The organism is Hydrogenophaga sp. YM1 (assembly GCF_016903055.1).
Taxonomy (GTDB): domain Bacteria; phylum Pseudomonadota; class Gammaproteobacteria; order Burkholderiales; family Burkholderiaceae_C; genus Hydrogenophaga; species Hydrogenophaga borbori.
Window position 1 is genome coordinate 2988762 of sequence record NZ_CP070223.1, and the last position, 14491, is coordinate 3003252.

Annotated in this window: 15 protein-coding genes; 3 read left to right on the forward strand and 12 right to left on the reverse strand. The window is 68.7% G+C overall.

What is annotated here, in order from left to right; genetic code table 11:
• Positions 1–175: 175 nt before the first annotated feature.
• Positions 176–1045, forward strand: coding sequence for an alpha/beta hydrolase (locus tag JNX00_RS14015; protein ID WP_204742654.1), 870 nt, complete (start codon positions 176–178; stop codon positions 1043–1045).
• A gap of 186 nt (positions 1046–1231) precedes the next feature.
• Here JNX00_RS14015 and aceA read toward each other — a convergent pair whose 3' ends face one another.
• Entirely contained in the window at positions 1232–2563 is a 1332-nt protein-coding gene (gene aceA / locus JNX00_RS14020; RefSeq protein ID WP_070399968.1) for an isocitrate lyase, read from the reverse strand.
• Positions 2564–2880: 317 nt separating this feature from the next.
• On the opposite strand from aceA, the gene JNX00_RS14025 reads away from it, so the two are divergent.
• Positions 2881–3783: a DMT family transporter gene (locus tag JNX00_RS14025; protein ID WP_083293251.1), complete on the forward strand. Its 903-nt coding sequence runs from the start codon at positions 2881–2883 to the stop codon at positions 3781–3783.
• 16 nt (positions 3784–3799) lie between these two features.
• On the opposite strand, the gene JNX00_RS14030 is transcribed toward JNX00_RS14025, so the two are convergent.
• Positions 3800–4471 (reverse strand): sulfite exporter TauE/SafE family protein, encoded by a 672-nt coding sequence (locus tag JNX00_RS14030; protein ID WP_204742655.1) that lies wholly within the window; start codon positions 4469–4471, stop codon positions 3800–3802.
• 8 nt (positions 4472–4479) lie between these two features.
• The gene (gene hemN / locus JNX00_RS14035) at positions 4480–5877 is read right to left on the reverse strand and encodes an oxygen-independent coproporphyrinogen III oxidase (RefSeq protein ID WP_070399965.1); all 1398 of its coding nucleotides are present in this window, start codon (positions 5875–5877) and stop codon (positions 4480–4482) included.
• A 115-nt stretch (positions 5878–5992) separates the two neighbouring features.
• Here hemN and fnr point away from each other — a divergent pair, with 115 nt between their 5' ends.
• A complete protein-coding gene (fnr, locus tag JNX00_RS14040; RefSeq protein ID WP_070399964.1) occupies positions 5993–6712 on the forward strand; it encodes a fumarate/nitrate reduction transcriptional regulator Fnr in 720 nt (239 codons plus the stop codon).
• On the opposite strand, the gene JNX00_RS14045 is transcribed toward fnr, so the two are convergent.
• The 9 genes from JNX00_RS14045 to JNX00_RS14085 all read right to left on the reverse strand — a co-directional run bounded on the left by JNX00_RS14045 (position 6690) and on the right by JNX00_RS14085 (position 14386).
• Positions 6690–6950 carry a hypothetical protein gene (locus JNX00_RS14045; protein ID WP_345774089.1) on the reverse strand — a complete coding sequence of 87 codons (261 nt, stop codon included), beginning with the start codon at positions 6948–6950 and terminating at the stop codon, positions 6690–6692. The genes fnr and JNX00_RS14045 overlap by 23 nt on opposite strands.
• Positions 6940–7230, reverse strand: a complete 291-nt coding sequence (locus tag JNX00_RS14050; protein ID WP_070399962.1) for a hypothetical protein — start codon at positions 7228–7230, stop codon at positions 6940–6942. Before JNX00_RS14050 ends, JNX00_RS14045 begins: the two co-directional genes overlap by 11 nt.
• A gap of 19 nt (positions 7231–7249) precedes the next feature.
• Positions 7250–8674, reverse strand: a complete 1425-nt coding sequence (gene ccoG / locus JNX00_RS14055; RefSeq protein WP_204742656.1) for a cytochrome c oxidase accessory protein CcoG — start codon at positions 8672–8674, stop codon at positions 7250–7252.
• Positions 8675–8714: 40 nt separating this feature from the next.
• Positions 8715–9626 (reverse strand): cytochrome-c oxidase, cbb3-type subunit III, encoded by a 912-nt coding sequence (gene ccoP, locus JNX00_RS14060; RefSeq protein ID WP_070399960.1) that lies wholly within the window; start codon positions 9624–9626, stop codon positions 8715–8717.
• Positions 9627–9651: 25 nt separating this feature from the next.
• Complete coding sequence (locus JNX00_RS14065) at positions 9652–9789, reverse strand: cbb3-type cytochrome c oxidase subunit 3 (RefSeq protein ID WP_204742657.1); 138 nt, start codon at positions 9787–9789, stop codon at positions 9652–9654.
• Between the two features lie 12 nt (positions 9790–9801).
• On the reverse strand, positions 9802–10428 hold the full coding sequence (gene ccoO, locus JNX00_RS14070) for a cytochrome-c oxidase, cbb3-type subunit II (protein WP_116957048.1): 627 nt from the start codon (positions 10426–10428) through the stop codon (positions 9802–9804).
• A gap of 10 nt (positions 10429–10438) precedes the next feature.
• Positions 10439–11887: a cytochrome-c oxidase, cbb3-type subunit I gene (gene ccoN, locus JNX00_RS14075; RefSeq protein WP_070399957.1), complete on the reverse strand. Its 1449-nt coding sequence runs from the start codon at positions 11885–11887 to the stop codon at positions 10439–10441.
• A 78-nt stretch (positions 11888–11965) separates the two neighbouring features.
• Positions 11966–12103, reverse strand: a complete 138-nt coding sequence (gene ccoS / locus JNX00_RS14080; protein ID WP_070399956.1) for a cbb3-type cytochrome oxidase assembly protein CcoS — start codon at positions 12101–12103, stop codon at positions 11966–11968.
• 6 nt (positions 12104–12109) lie between these two features.
• On the reverse strand, positions 12110–14386 hold the full coding sequence (locus tag JNX00_RS14085; protein ID WP_204742658.1) for a cation-translocating P-type ATPase: 2277 nt from the start codon (positions 14384–14386) through the stop codon (positions 12110–12112).
• Positions 14387–14491: the final 105 nt, after the last annotated feature.

Sequence of the window (14491 nt, forward strand, 5' to 3'; positions counted from 1 at the left end):
GGGCAGGCGCGAACTGCTGGCCTCAAGGGGCCGCGAAGAAAAACGCCTGAGTTCGCGGTGTCATAACCGACATGCCTTTCTCGCTCTTTCTGGTGGACGGAAACGCAGATTGTCCCACAAAGGGCCCTGGCCGTCCCCTGCGGACAGGGCACGGCGTTTGCCGGCAAGACGCCCCATGAATCCCACCACCCTTCTGCGGGTCCAGGGCACCGACGTGGCGGTCCGCCTGAGTGGCGACCGGGGCCAGCCAGCCCTGCTGATGATCCACGGCTTCCCGAGCTCGTCCGAATCGTTCCGGCACGTGATCGACCCGCTCGCGCGCGACTGCTTCGTGATCGCACCCGACCTGCCGGGCTTCGGCCGCTCCCCGCCCATCGAGGCAGCCTCCTTTTCGCGCCTGGCCGACATCGTCGGCGAACTGTTGGCGCGGCTCGGGGTGGCCTCTTTCCACCTCTACCTGCACGACCACGGCGCGGCGGTGGGACTCCACCTCGCCACGCGCACGCCGGACCGCATCCGCGGGCTCATCGTCCAGAACGCCAACGCCCATGAGAGCGGCCTGGGACCGCAATGGTTGGCCACCCGGGCCTACTGGAAGGCTCCCTCACCCGAGCGGGAAGCCGAGGCGACCGCGCACCTGAGCTTCAAGGGAACACGCGACCAATATGTGGCCGGCATACCGGACGACCTGGCCGCGCGCATCGACCCGCAACAGTGGGAAAGGGACTGGCGCACCATGAACCTGCCCGGCCGGCTGGCGACGCAGCGCCAGCTGGTGCTGGACTACCGCCACCACGTCGCGCGCTTCGCGGACATTGCCGACTGGCTCGCCCGCTGGCAACCGCCAGCGCTGATGCTGTGGGGCCGGCACGACGCCTTCTTCGCGCTCGAAGAGACCCTCTCGTGGATGAAGGACCTGCCGCGCATGGAAGCGCACATCCTTGATGGCCCGCATTTCCTGCTGGAAACACACGCGGCCGAATGCGCGGCCCTCATGCGCGCCTTCATCGAACGCGTGGAAACACGGCACCGACCGAACCCCTGACCCACCCAACGTGGCCCCGAAGGTCGCGCCGTCAGCGCCCCCTGCCGAAAAGAAGCCCCCCTGGCAGACAGCGGAGCGGCTGGCGGATCGGACCGCCGGGCGGCCGACTGTCCGCCCCCCAGCAAAAAGGCCGCCCCGAAGGGCGGCCCTGTCTACTCGAGTGTCCTCGCGATCCGTGGATCCGGCTCAGTGGAACTGCTCTTCCTCCGTCGAGCCCGTCAGCGCCTTCACGCTCGACGAACCGCCCTGGATCACCGTGGTCACGTCGTCGAAGTAACCCGCGCCCACCTCCTGCTGGTGCGACACGAAGGTGTAGCCCTGCTCGCGCGCCTTGAATTCGGGCTCCTGCACCATCTCCGTGTAGTGCTTCATGCCTTCGCCGCGGGCGTAGGCGTGGGCGAACTGGAAGGTGTTGAACCAGTTGATGTGGATGCCGGCCAGGGTGATGAACTGGTACTTGTAGCCCAGCGCCGAGAGCTCGTCCTGGAAACGGGCGATGGTCTTGTCGTCCAGGTTCTTCTTCCAGTTGAACGAGGGCGAGCAGTTGTAGCTCAGCAGCTTGCCCGGGCTCTTGGCGTGCACGGCCTGCGCGAACTCGCGCGCGAAGCCCAGGTCGGGCGTGCCGGTCTCGCACCACACCAGGTCGGCGTAGGGCGCGTAGGCCACGCCGCGGCTGATGGCCTGCTCCAGGCCGTTCTTGACGCGGTAGAAGCCTTCCTGGGTGCGCTCGCCGGTGAGAAAGGGCTTGTCGTTGGCGTCGTGGTCGCTGGTGATGAGGTTGGCTGCCTCGGCGTCGGTGCGGGCCAGCACGATGGTGGACACGCCCATCACGTCGGCGGCGAAACGTGCAGCGATCAGTTTTTCGATGGCTTCCTGCGTGGGCACCAGCACCTTGCCGCCCATGTGGCCGCACTTCTTCACGGCGGCCAGCTGGTCCTCGAAGTGCACGCCGGCGGCGCCGGCCGCGATCATGTTCTTCATCAGCTCGAAGGCGTTGAGCACGCCGCCGAAGCCGGCTTCCGCGTCGGCCACGATGGGCAGGAAGTAGTCGATGAACTCCTTGCTGCCCGGCTCGATGCCGCGGCCCCACTGGATCTCATCGGCGCGCTTGAAGGTGTTGTTGATGCGTCGGACCATGGTGGGCACCGAGTCGTAGGCGTAGAGCGACTGGTCCGGGTACATGGTTTCGCTGGTGTTGCCGTCGGCCGCCACCTGCCAGCCCGACAGGTAGACCGCCTCCAGCCCGGCCTTGGCCTGCTGCATGGCCTGGCCGGCGGAGATCGCGCCGAAGGCGTTCACGTAGCCCTTCTTGGCGCCGCCGTTGATTTTTTCCCAGAGCTTTTCCGCGCCGCGCTTGGCCAGGGTGTGCTCGATGTGCATGCTGCCGCGCAGGCGCACCACGTCGGTGGCGCTGTAGCCGCGCTTGACGCCTTTCCAGCGCGGGTTCGTCGCCCAGTCTTTCTCCAGGGCTTCGATCTGTTGCGCGCGGCTGAGCTGTTCGGTGAGGGACTGGGGCATGGGGACACTCCTTGGGGGTTGATGGGTACCGGGGCGGCGTTCGCGGCAAAGGCGGTGCCGTTGGACATGACTCTAAGTCTTGTAGAAGACTTAAATCGTCTCTTATGTCTTATACAAGACAAAAATTTTCTTCTTTTAAATCAATGAAATTTTCATTCATTTTTTCAATACGAAATTCAATCTCCCATATCAAGAAATTTTTCTGCGACGCAGCATTCCACATTTTCTTGATGTGAAAAGCAAATTCCTCATCCCGAAACCCACGCCAGTGGCTGAGGCATGATGCGGACCACCCCGCCCCCGCCCACACCTTTCCCGTGACCTCCCTTCACCGTGCCACGGCCTACGCTTGCCTGGCCCTGAGCATGGCGCTCGTGGGCAGCTATGTGGCGCTGTCCAAGCCCCTGGTGCTGGTGTTTCCGGTGTTCCTGCTGGCCTGGCTGCGCTTCGGCATCGGCGCCCTGGCCATGTGGCGCTGGCTGCGCAAGCCCGCCGACGAGCCCCCCCTGAGCCCGCGCACGCGCGCCCTGCTCTTCCTCGAGTCCTTCCTGGGCAATTTCCTGTTCTCCATCTGCATGCTCTACGGCGTGAGCCTGACCACCGCCGTGGCCGCGGGCGTGGTGATGTCGTCCATTCCCGCCGTGGTGGCGGTGCTCAGCGCCATCTTTCTGCGCGAGCGCATCGGCGCGCGCAGCGCGGCGGGCATCGCCTGCGCGGCCTTGGGCATTGGCCTCTTTTCGCTCGACAAGGGCGCCGGCCCGGCCGTGGGCGGCGCCCAGGCCCTGCTCGGCAACCTGCTCGTGTTCGCAGCGGTGGTGTGCGAGGCGTCCTACGTGGTCATCGGCAAGCGCCTCACCGAGGGCCTGGGACCCAAGCGCATCTCGGCCATCATCAACCTCTGGGGGCTGGCGCTGGTCACGCCCCTGGGCGTGTGGGCCGCGCTGAGCTTCAACTTCGGCGCCGTGGCCCTGCCCACCTGGGGCCTGTTGGTGTTCTACGCGCTGGCGGCCAGTGTGTGGACGGTGTGGCTGTGGATGACCGGGCTCAAGACCGTGCCCGCCTCGCAGGCCGGCGTGTTCACCGTGATGCTGCCCATCAGCGCGGCGCTCATTGGCGTGGTCTTCATGGGCGAACGCCTCAGCGGCCTGCAGCTGCTGGCTTTTGGCATCGCTCTGCTGGGCCTGGTGCTGGCCACACTCCCGAGCCGTACCAAGACCTGACGCCGGGCGGCGGTCTTCACAAGCACCACAGACCCGTCGGTTGGGTGATCCCCATCCACAGGGCCCAGCCCGAGGCCAGCAGCAGCGCCAGCCCCGCGAGCCGGATGCCCCAGGCGCCCGAGCGCGCCTCGCGCAGGCGCAGCAGCAACCAGGGCCCGGCGAACAGCGACACGGACGAGCCGATGGCGAACAGCGCCATCACCGCCGCGCCCTGCACCGCGTCGGCCGAGAGCGAGGCCACCAGCAGCGCCGAATAGAGCAGACCGCAGGGCATGAGCGCCCAGCCGAAGCCCAGCACCCAGGGCGCGCGCGGGCCCAGGCGGGCGATGGCGGGTTTCGCGCGGCGCCAGATGCCCTGGCCCATGCCGTCAACCCACGCCGGCTGGCGCGCCCGCCAGAGCAGCCAGGCGCCCAGCAGCAGGGCCGCGACGTGGAACATGGTCCACAGCGGCCGGATCACCTGCGTGTGCGCGCCCAGCCAGGCCAGCCCCTGCACCGAGCCCGCCGCCAGCGCTCCCACGCTGGCGTAGCCAGCGACGCGGCTGAACTGGAACGCCAGCAGCGCGCGCGTGCCGCGCTCGCCGGCCGCACGGCCGATGCCCGCGCAGGCCGCGCCGCACATGGCGATGCAGTGCGGCCCGCCCACCAGGCCCATGAGCAGCGCCGTGATCAGCAGTGAACCGGACATCGGTGCGCTCAGAGAATCCTTGAAAACCGCGCGCGGTCCTGGTCGGCCTGCAGGTGGCGGTCGAACACCATGGCGATCGCGCGCACCAGGTACCAGCCGGTTTCGGTCACCTGCACGCCCTGCTCGTCCATGGTGACCAAGCCCTCGTCCACGAAGGGCTCGAGCGCGCGCAGCTCGTTGGCGAAGTAACGGCGACTGTCGATCAGGTGCCCCAGGTCGATGGCCTCGAACTGCAGTTCGCCCTGGCACATCAGGGACATGATCACCGCACGGCGCAGCACGTCGTCGCGCGTGAGCGCCAGACCACGCACGATGGGCAGGCGGCCCTGGTCGAGCAGGTCCACGTACTCGTCCAGGGTCTTGGCGTTCTGGCTGTAGGTGGCGCCCACCCGGCCGATGGCCGACACGCCGAGCGCGATGAGGTCGCAATCGGGCTGGGTGCTGTAGCCCTGGAAGTTGCGGTGCAGCCGGCCCTGGCGCTTGGCCACGGCCAGGGCGTCGTCGGGAAGGGCGAAGTGGTCCATGCCGACGTAAACGTAGCCCGCCGCGCGCAGGATGTCCAGCGAGGCCGAGAGCATGGCCAGCTTGTCGGCCGCGCCCGGCAACTCGGCCGCCACGATGCGCCGCTGCGGCTTGAAGCGCGCCGGCAGGTGCGCGTAGGCGTACAGCGCCACGCGGTCCGGCCGCAGGGCCTGCAGCTGCGCCAGCGTGCGCCGGAAGGACTCGGGCGTCTGCAGCGGCAGACCGTAGATCAGGTCCACGTTGACCGACTCGAAGCCGATCTGCCGCGCCGCGTCGACCAGCGCGAACACCTGCTCGGCCGGCTGCACGCGGTGCACGGCCTTCTGTACGGCGGGATCGAAGTCCTGCACACCGAAGCTCAGGCGGTTGAAGCCCAGGCGGTGCAGCGCGCGCAGGCGTTCGGCGCTCACGGTGCGCGGGTCCACCTCGATGGAGTACTCGCCGCCCGGCGCGAGCGCGAAGTGGCGCCGCAGCATGGCCATCAGGTCTTCCAGCTCGGCATCGCTCAGGAAGGTGGGCGTGCCGCCCCCCAGGTGCAACTGGGACACCGACTGGCCCGCGCCCAGGTGCTCGATCTGCAGGTCCAGCTCGCGCGAGAGGTGGCGCAGGTACTCGGCGCCGCGCGAATGGTGTTTTGTAATAACTTTGTTGCAAGCGCAGTAGTAGCACACCGATTCGCAGAACGGGATGTGCACATACAGCGACAGCGGCAGCGCCATCGACCCGGCCCGCCGCTGTCCCAGCGCCAGACGGTAGTCCTGCTCGGTGAAGGCCTCCACGAAGCGGTCGGCCGTGGGATAGGAGGTATAGCGCGGCCCCGGAACGTCGAAGCGACGCAGCAGTTCATCGGGGATCACATGGCTCACGGCGGGTCCTTCTGGCATGGCCCCACTGTGCCGGCTGGCGGGCCCAGACGCCTTGATCCTGGTCAAGCGGCTCTGTGATCCCGAACCCAAAGGGGTATGCTCGCTCCCTGTCATGCACTCAGGAACGACGCACATGGACGCGCAACGCATCAAAGTGGCGTGCTCAAGCTGCAACCTTCGCGAACTCTGCCTGCCCATGGGCCTGAGCGCAGAGGAAATGGGCCAGCTCGACACACTGATTTCCTCCCGCAAGCGCGTCAAGCGCGGCGAAGCCCTGTTCTCCGTCGGCGATCGCTTCACCTCGCTCTACGCCGTGCGCTCGGGCTTCTTCAAGACCTGCGTGACCACCGCCGACGGGCGCGACCAGGTCACGGGTTTCCAGATGGCGGGCGAGATCATCGGCCTGGACGGCATCGTGAGCGACCACCACGCCTGCGACGCGGTGGCGCTGGAAGACGCCGAGGTCTGCGTCATGCCCTTCAACCAGGTCGAAGAGCTGTCGCGCCAGTTCACCCCGCTGCAACACCACGTGCACCGCATCATGAGCCGCGAGATCGTGCGCGACCACAGCGTGATGCTGCTGCTGGGCAGCATGCGCGCCGAGGAGCGGCTGGCGGCCTTCCTGCTCAATCTGGTGCAGCGCCTGCAGGCGCGTGGTTTCTCGCCGTCCGAGTTCAACCTGCGCATGACGCGCGAGGAGATCGGCAGCTACCTGGGCATGAAGTTGGAGACGGTGAGCCGCACCTTCTCCAAGTTCGTCGACGACGGCATCATCGACGTCAAGCAGCGCTACGTGCACATCAAGGACACCGAGGCGCTGCGGCGCATCGTCAATCCGCAGACCTGCTCCTGAGCGCTTCCTGCGGCGGCAAGGCCAGCCACAGGCTCAGGCTGCAGGCGACGGCCGTCACCGCCCAGAACACGAAGAAGGCCACCGTGTAGACGGCGGGGCGCGACCAGTCGAGCGCGACGCCCTGCCAGTGCAACTCGCCCGGGTCCACCACCGCGAACACCAGCATCTCCAACACGCCGGCCATCAGGAATGACGGCCAGCCCACCCACATCCAGCGGCGGCCCATGTCAGTGGCCACCCTCGCGGACCACGGGCGAGGCCGCGTGGTTGCGCGCCTGGTGCGCGGGCTGCAGGCCGATCAGCGCCTCGTCGCGCTGCGGGCCCTGCAGGCGGCGTGCCTGCTCCAGTGTGGCCTGGTAGGCGGCCTTGTCGAGCACCGGGTCGGCGCCCTCGATGGCGATGACGGCGGTGCCGATGGCCGCCACCACCACCACCAGCGGCCCGCCCACCACCAGCCACATGGGGCCCACGCGCCACCAGGGCTCGGGCGCGTCGGTGCTCATCGGATCGGGGTTCATGGGGTCTCCTGCGAAAGCGTCATCGGGGAACGAGGAAGGTGCTCTTCTCACGCACCCGCACGCGCTCGTCCTGGGCGGCGCGCACTTCGAACTGGATGGGGTGCGAGCCGCTCGCGGCCACCCCGGGCGGCACCTGGACCCGCGCGGCGACGGCGCGCACCTCGGCGGGCGCCACCTCCACACGATCGCCAGACGCCAGGGCGATGCCCGGCAGGCCCTCCACGCGCAGTTCGTAGGTCTGCGCCACCTCGGTGGCATTCATGATCTGCAGCCGGTAGACGTTCTCGACGCGGCCTTGCTCCACCTCGCGCGCCAGCGCGCCGCGGTCGCGGATCACGTCCACCTTGAGCGGCGTGCGCAGCCACAGGCTGCCCAGCACCGCCAGCGACACCGCCAGCAACACGCCGCTGTAGACCAGCACGCGCGGGCGCAGGGCGCGGCGCAGCATCTGCGCGCGGTTCCAGCCCTTGGCGACACCGTTCTGCGTGGCAAAGCGGATCAGGCCACGCGGGTAGCCGACCTTGTCCATCACCTCATCGCACACGTCCACGCAGGCGGCGCAGCTGATGCACTCGTACTGCAGGCCTTTTCGGATGTCGATGCCGGTGGGGCAGACCTGCACGCACAGGGTGCAATCCACGCAACTGCCCAGGCCGAGGGCCTTGGGGTCGGCCTTGCGGCTGCGCGCGCCACGCGGCTCGCCGCGCGCCTCGTCGTAAGTGACGATCATCGTGTCGCGGTCGAACATGGCGCTCTGGAAGCGCGCGTAGGGGCACATGTACTTGCACACCTGCTCGCGCAGGAAGCCCGCGTTGCCGTAGGTGGCCAGGCCGTAGAACAGGATCCAGAAGGTCTGCCAGGGCCCGAGCGACAGGCTGGCCACCAGGCCCGCGAGCTCACGGATCGGCGTGAAGTAGCCGACGAAGGTGAAGCCCGTCCACAGCGCCAGCGCGCCCCACAGCCCGTGCTTGAGCGCGCGTTTGCCGAACTTGGCCGCGCTCATGGGCGCGGCGTCCAGGCGCAGCCGCGCGGAGCGATCGCCCTCGACCCGGCGCTCGATCCACATGAAGATTTCCGTGTACACCGTCTGCGGGCAGGTGAAGCCGCACCACAGGCGCCCGGCCACCGCCGTGAACAGGAACAGCGCCAGCGCCGAAATGACCAGCAGCCCGGTGAGGTAGATGAAGTCCTGCGGATACAGGATCAGGTCGAACAGGTAGAAGCGCCGCGCCTCCAGGTCGAACAGCACGGCCTGACGGCCGTTCCAGGGCAACCAGGCCAGGCCGTAGAACACCAGCTGCGTGGCCCACACGAAAAACCAGCGCCAGCGCGCGAACACGCCAGTGACCGAGCGCGACTGAATCTTCTCCTGCGCGGCATAGAGCGAAACGACGATTTCCTCGTCGTCGCCGGGCGGCGCGGGCTGGATCGGAATGGTCTTCATGTCGTCTGGCGGGCCCGACGCGCGGGCCGCCGCCGGGTCCTCAGGGTTTGGCGGGCCGGTTCGACAGGCCCCACACGTAGGCCGTCAGCACGCGGATCTGGTCGGCGTTGAGCAGCTGGTTCTGCGCCGGCATGCGGTTGTCGATGCCGTTGGTGATGGCGCGCACGATGGCCTCCTCGCCCCAGCCGTGCAGCCACACACCGTCGGTGAGGTTGGGCGCGCCCAGCGCGGTGTTGCCCTTGCCGTCCATGCCGTGGCAGGCCGCGCAGGCGGCGAACTTGGTTCGGCCCTGCGAGGCGCGCACGCGGTCGTGCGGGCTGTTGGACAGGCTGAGCACGTAGTGGGCGACGTTGCGCACATCGTCGGCGCTGCCCACGGCAGCGGCCATGGGCGGCATCACGCCGTGGCGGCCCTGGGTGATGGTGGTCTCGATGGCCGCGGGCTCGCCGCCGTGCAGCCAGTCGCCGTCGGTGAGGTTGGGGAAGCCCTTGGAGCCGCGCGCGTCCGAGCCGTGGCACTGGGCACACTGGTTCATGAACAGGCGCTCGCCGATCGCCATGGCCTGCGCATCGCCGGCCAGGCGCTCGGGCGGCTGGTCGTGGAACTGCGCGTACAGCGGCGCGATGGCTTCCTGGTGGCGCTGCACCTCGACGGTGTGCTGGCCGCTGGAAGTCCAGCCCAGCACGCCCGCGTAGCGGCCGTACATGGGGTACAGCAGGCCATAGGCCAGGGCGAAAACGATGGTGATGACGAACAGCCAGACCCACCAGCGCGGCAGCGGGTTGTTGAGTTCGCGCAGGTCGCCGTCCCACACGTGGCCGGTCGTGTTGTCCTGGCCCGGCTTGACCTTGGTGGTGCCGGCCACCCACAGCAGCACGCCGCAGGCCAGGATGCTGACCACCGTGATGGCGCCGACGTAGATGGACCAGAAGTCGCTGGTGAAATCGCTCATGATGGTTCCCGTGTGTGGGGGTGGCTCATTCGTCCTGGAACGGCAGGCGGGCCGCCTCGTCGAAGCGCTCGCGGTTGCGGCGCGACCAGGCCCAGGCCACGATGCCCAGGAAGACCAGCAGGCTGATGACGGTAACGATGGAACGCAGGGCGTTGATGTCCATGGCAGCCTCTCCTTATTTCAAGGCGGTGCCCAGCACCTGCAGGTAGGCGATGAGCGCGTCCATCTCGGTCTTGCCCTTCGCCGCCTCGCTGGAGGCGGTGATCTCCTCGTCGCTGTAGGGCGCGCCCAGGGTGCGCAGCGCCTTCATGCGCGCCGGCAGGCCAGCGGCGTCGACGGGTTTCTTCTCCAGCCAGCTGTAGGCCGGCATGTTGGACTCGGGCACCACGTCGCGCGGGTTGTTCAGGTGGATGCGGTGCCATTCGTCGCTGTAGCGGCCGCCCACGCGCGCCAGGTCGGGGCCGGTGCGCTTGCTGCCCCACTGGAAGGGGCGGTCGTAGACGAACTCGCCGGCCACCGAGTAGTGGCCGTAGCGCAGGGTCTCGGCCTGGAAGGGGCGGATCATCTGCGAGTGGCAGTTGTAGCAGCCTTCTTTCACGTACACGTCGCGGCCCGCGAGCTGCAAGGCGGTGTAGGGCTTGAGCCCTTCCACCGGTTGCGTGGTGGATTTCTGGAAGAACAGCGGCACGATCTCGACCAGGCCGCCGACCGAGACCACCAGGACGATCAGCACGATCATCAGGAAGTTGCTGGTCTCGATGCGCTCGTGCGTGAAGCCGGTGGGTTTGTCTTGTTGCGACATGCGATTCACCTCAGGCGTGGGCGGGTTGGGCGGCCGGAATGCGCACCGGCTCGATGCGGCCGTTGCGCGCCGTCATCACCGTGTTCCAGAGCATCACGCACATGCCGGCCAGGTACAGCAGGCCCCCGGCCAGGCGGATGACGTAGAACGGGAAGGTCGCCTTGACCGATTCGACGAAGGTGTAGGTCAGGCTGCCATCGGGGTTGACGGCGCGCCACATCAGGCCCTGCATCACGCCGGCGATCCACATGGCGGCGATGTAGAGCACGATGCCGATGGTGGCGATCCAGAAGTGCAGCTCGATCGCGGGCACCGAGTACATCTTCTTCTGGCCGTACAGGCGCGGGATCAGGTAGTACATGGAGCCCATGGTCACCAGGCCCACCCAGCCCAGCGCGCCCGAGTGCACGTGGCCGATGGTCCAGTCGGTGTAGTGCGACAGCGCGTTCACCGTCTTGATGGACATCATCGGACCCTCGAAGGTCGACATGCCGTAGAACGAGAGCGAGACGATCAGGAAGCGCAGGATCGGGTCGTCGCGCAGTTTGTGCCAGGCGCCCGACAGCGTCATGATGCCGTTGATCATGCCGCCCCAGCTGGGCGCCAGCAGGATCAGCGAGAACACCATGCCCACGGACTGCGCCCAGTCAGGCAGCGCGGTGTAGTGCAGGTGGTGCGGACCCGCCCACATGTAGGTAAAGATCAGCGCCCAGAAGTGCACGATGGACAGCCGGTACGAATACACCGGGCGCTCGGCCTGCTTGGGGATGAAGTAGTACATCATCCCCAGGAAGCCGGCCGTGAGGAAGAAGCCCACGGCGTTGTGGCCGTACCACCACTGCACCATCGCGTCCTGCACGCCCGCGTAGGCCGAGTAGCTCTTGGTGAGGCTCACCGGCAGGGCCGCGCTGTTGACGATGTGCAGCAGCGCCACGGCCAGGATGAACCCGCCGAAGAACCAGTTGGCCACGTAGATGTGGCGCACCTTGCGCAGGCCGATGGTGCCGAAGAACACCACCGCATACGCCACCCACACCAGCGCGATCAGGATGTCGATCGGCCACTCGAGCTCGGCGTATTCCTTGCCCTGTGTCATGCCCATGGGCAGCGTGATGGCCGCCAGCACGATGACCACCTGCCAGCCCCAGAAGGTGAAGGCGGCCAGACCGTCGGAGAACAGCCGGACCTGGCTGGTGCGCTGCACCACGTAGTAGCTGGCGGCGAACAGGCCGCAGCCGCCGAAAGCGAAGATGACCGCGTTGGTGTGCAGCGGTCGCAAGCGGCCATAGCTGAGCCATTCGATGCCCAGGTTGAGGGCCGGCCAGGTGAGCTGCGCGGCGATGATCACGCCGACGAGCATGCCCACCACGCCCCAGAAAACGGTGGCCAGGGCGAACTGCCTGACCACCTTGTCGTTGTAGACCGTGGGGTCGGCGGATGCCTTGTTGTTGACGGCCATGCGGATACTCCTCTCGATGTTGCACCGGGAGTGTCCCGGCCCGGCGGCCGGACCGGCTTGACCTAGGTCAAGCCGGTGTCATTCCTCGTGGAGGATGCGTTCGCCTTCGCGCTCGACGCCGTCGAACTGGCCCGACTGCAGCGCCCACCAGAACACGCCGATGACGCCAAAGACGATGAGGACCGACAGCGGGATCAACAGGTACAGGACATCCATGGCGACTCAGCCTTTCGGTGCGGGTTCGGGGCGGCTCAGGCGCCAGGCGTTGCCGATGACCAGCAGCGAGCTGGCGGCCATGCCCAGGCCAGCCAGCCAGGGCGGCATCCAGCCGATCAGCGCCAGCGGCACGCAGACCGCGTTGTAGAGCGCCGCCCAGGCCAGGTTCTGGCGCACCACGCGCCGCGTGCGCCGGGCCTGCAGCAGGCTGTCCACCACGTCCATCACGCGCCCGCCCTGCACCACGGCGTCGCTGCGCGCCTGCGCCAGCGGCGCGGCGCGGCCGAGCGCGAAGGACGCGTCGGCCCAGGCCAGCACGGGGCCGTCGTTCAAGCCGTCGCCCACCATGGCGACGCGCCAGCCTTGGCGCTGCAGGGCCTGAACCTCGGCCAGCTTGCGCTCGGGCGTGGCCTCGGCCAGCACATGGTCCACGCCCACGGCCTGGCCAATGCGGTGGGCCTGCGAGGCGCGGTCGCCCGACAGCAGCCATGTCTGCATACCCAGGGCGCGCAGGCGCTGCACGGCCACGCGCGCGTCCTCGCGCAGGCCCTCGCTGAGGGTGATGGTGGCCAGCCAGCCGTGCTCGTCGACCAGGTAGGTGCGCGGGCCTTCGGCGTCGTGCTCGGGCATGGCGCCGGTGAACAGGGGCGAACCGAGCTTGAGCCAGCGACCGTTGGCCAGGCGCGCGGAAATGCCCTGCCCCGGCTCCTCGTGCCAATCGAACAGGGGCTCGTCGGCCGGCGGAGCCGCCGCCGCGACAGCGCGCGCCACCGGGTGCAGCGAATCGCGCGCCAGCGCGGCCGCCAGCGCCAGCACCTGGGAGCGGTCGGCGCCGCTGCGCAGCAGCACCTCGCGCAGCATCAGGTGCTCGCGCGTCAGCGTGCCGGTCTTGTCGAACACCACGGCGTTCACCGAGGCCATGGACTCCAGGGCCTGCAGGCGGCGCACCAGCACGCCGCGGCGTGCCAGCGCGCCGGCCGAGGCCAGCATGGCCGCCGGCGTGGCCAGCGACAGCGCGCAGGGACAAGTGACGATGAGCACGGCCACGGCGATGGCCAGGGCGCGCGAGGGATCGACCTGCCACCAGGCAAAGGCGGCGGCGGCGGCGGCCAGCATCACCAGGACCAGGAAGGGCCCGGCGATGCGGTCGGCCAGCACGGCCAGACGCGGCTTGTCGGTGGCGGCGCGCTCCATCAGCCGCACGATCTGGGCGTAGCGCGTGTCCACGCCCACGCGGTCGAGCCGCAGGCGCACCGGCCCGGCGAGGTTGAGGCTGCCGGCCACCAGGGCATCGCCGCAGCGCCGCGTCTGCGGGCGCGCCTCGCCGGTGAGCAAGGCCTCGTCGACCGAGGCGCGCGCGTCGAGCAGCACGCCGTCGCCAGGGAAGGCCTCGCCGGCGCGCACCCAGACCACGTCGCCGGCCGCCAGCCGGCGCACCGAGACGGTTTCGCGCGCGCCGTCCGCGCGCTCGCGCTCGCAGGTGGCGGGCAGGCGGTTGATCAGCGCGTCCAGCGCGCCGGCCGTGCGCTGGCGCAGGCGCGCCTCCAGGTAGCGCCCGCCGAGCAGGAAGAACACGAACATCGTGAGCGAGTCGAACCAGACCTCGTGCCCCCAGGGGCCGCTGGGGTCGAAGGTGGCGGCCGAGCTGGCGAGGAAGGTGACCAGGATGCCCACGGACACCGGTGTGTCCATGCCGACGCGGCGGGCCTTGAGATCGGCCCAGGCGCGTTCGAAGAAAGGGCCGCTGGCGAAGAACACCACCGGCAGGCTGATGACCCAGCTGGCCCAGCGCAGCAGCTGTTCGATGTCGGGCGGGATGTCGCCCGGCGCGGCCACGTAGGCCGGCCACGCGTACATCATCACCTGCATCATGCAGAAGCCGGCGACGAACAGGCGCCACAGGGCCTGGCGGGTCTCGCGCAGGCGCTCGTCGATGGACAGGGCCTGCTGCAGCGGCAGCAGCCGGTAGCCGCGGTCGCCCACGCGCCGGGCCACTTCCGACAGGCGCACCCGGTCGGGGTCCCAGCGCAGCTGCAGGCGGCGCGTGCCGGCGTGCACGCGAACCAGTTCCACGCCGGGCACGCTGTCCAGCGCGGACTCGATGGTGTCGGCGCAGGCCGCGCAGTACATGCCCTGCACCACCAGCACCGACTCGCGCTGCGCGTCCACCCCGTCCACGGACTGGGTGAACGCGGCCTGCTCGACGGGGTCGTCGAGCACGGCGAAGTCATCGGTGACCGTGAGGGGGCCCCGGTGCTCGCTCGACCAGGTGGCGGAACTCATGGGGGCGTAGGGTACTCGCAAAGGCTGCGCCATCCCCTTGACGCAGGTCAAGCCGGGCGGTGCCGCCCGGGGGTAGCCTGGGGCTCCGTTCCATCATTCCATGAG

What these genes read in the sequence shown, in the direction of transcription:
- JNX00_RS14065 (WP_204742657.1), bottom strand. Translation starts at nt 9,789, where the DNA reads ATGGACATCAACGCCCTGCGTTCCATCGTTACCGTCATCAGCCTGCTG.
- JNX00_RS14030 (WP_204742655.1), bottom strand. Translation starts at nt 4,471, where the DNA reads ATGTCCGGTTCACTGCTGATCACGGCGCTGCTCATGGGCCTGGTGGGC.
- ccoO (WP_116957048.1), bottom strand. Translation starts at nt 10,428, where the DNA reads ATGTCGCAACAAGACAAACCCACCGGCTTCACGCACGAGCGCATCGAG.
- aceA (WP_070399968.1), bottom strand. Translation starts at nt 2,563, where the DNA reads ATGCCCCAGTCCCTCACCGAACAGCTCAGCCGCGCGCAACAGATCGAA.
- hemN (WP_070399965.1), bottom strand. Translation starts at nt 5,877, where the DNA reads ATGCCAGAAGGACCCGCCGTGAGCCATGTGATCCCCGATGAACTGCTG.
- JNX00_RS14050 (WP_070399962.1), bottom strand. Translation starts at nt 7,230, where the DNA reads ATGAACCCCGATCCGATGAGCACCGACGCGCCCGAGCCCTGGTGGCGC.
- ccoS (WP_070399956.1), bottom strand. Translation starts at nt 12,103, where the DNA reads ATGGATGTCCTGTACCTGTTGATCCCGCTGTCGGTCCTCATCGTCTTT.
- JNX00_RS14015 (WP_204742654.1), top strand. Translation starts at nt 176, where the DNA reads ATGAATCCCACCACCCTTCTGCGGGTCCAGGGCACCGACGTGGCGGTC.
- ccoG (WP_204742656.1), bottom strand. Translation starts at nt 8,674, where the DNA reads ATGAAGACCATTCCGATCCAGCCCGCGCCGCCCGGCGACGACGAGGAA.
- ccoP (WP_070399960.1), bottom strand. Translation starts at nt 9,626, where the DNA reads ATGAGCGATTTCACCAGCGACTTCTGGTCCATCTACGTCGGCGCCATC.
- fnr (WP_070399964.1), top strand. Translation starts at nt 5,993, where the DNA reads ATGGACGCGCAACGCATCAAAGTGGCGTGCTCAAGCTGCAACCTTCGC.
- JNX00_RS14085 (WP_204742658.1), bottom strand. Translation starts at nt 14,386, where the DNA reads ATGAGTTCCGCCACCTGGTCGAGCGAGCACCGGGGCCCCCTCACGGTC.
- ccoN (WP_070399957.1), bottom strand. Translation starts at nt 11,887, where the DNA reads ATGGCCGTCAACAACAAGGCATCCGCCGACCCCACGGTCTACAACGAC.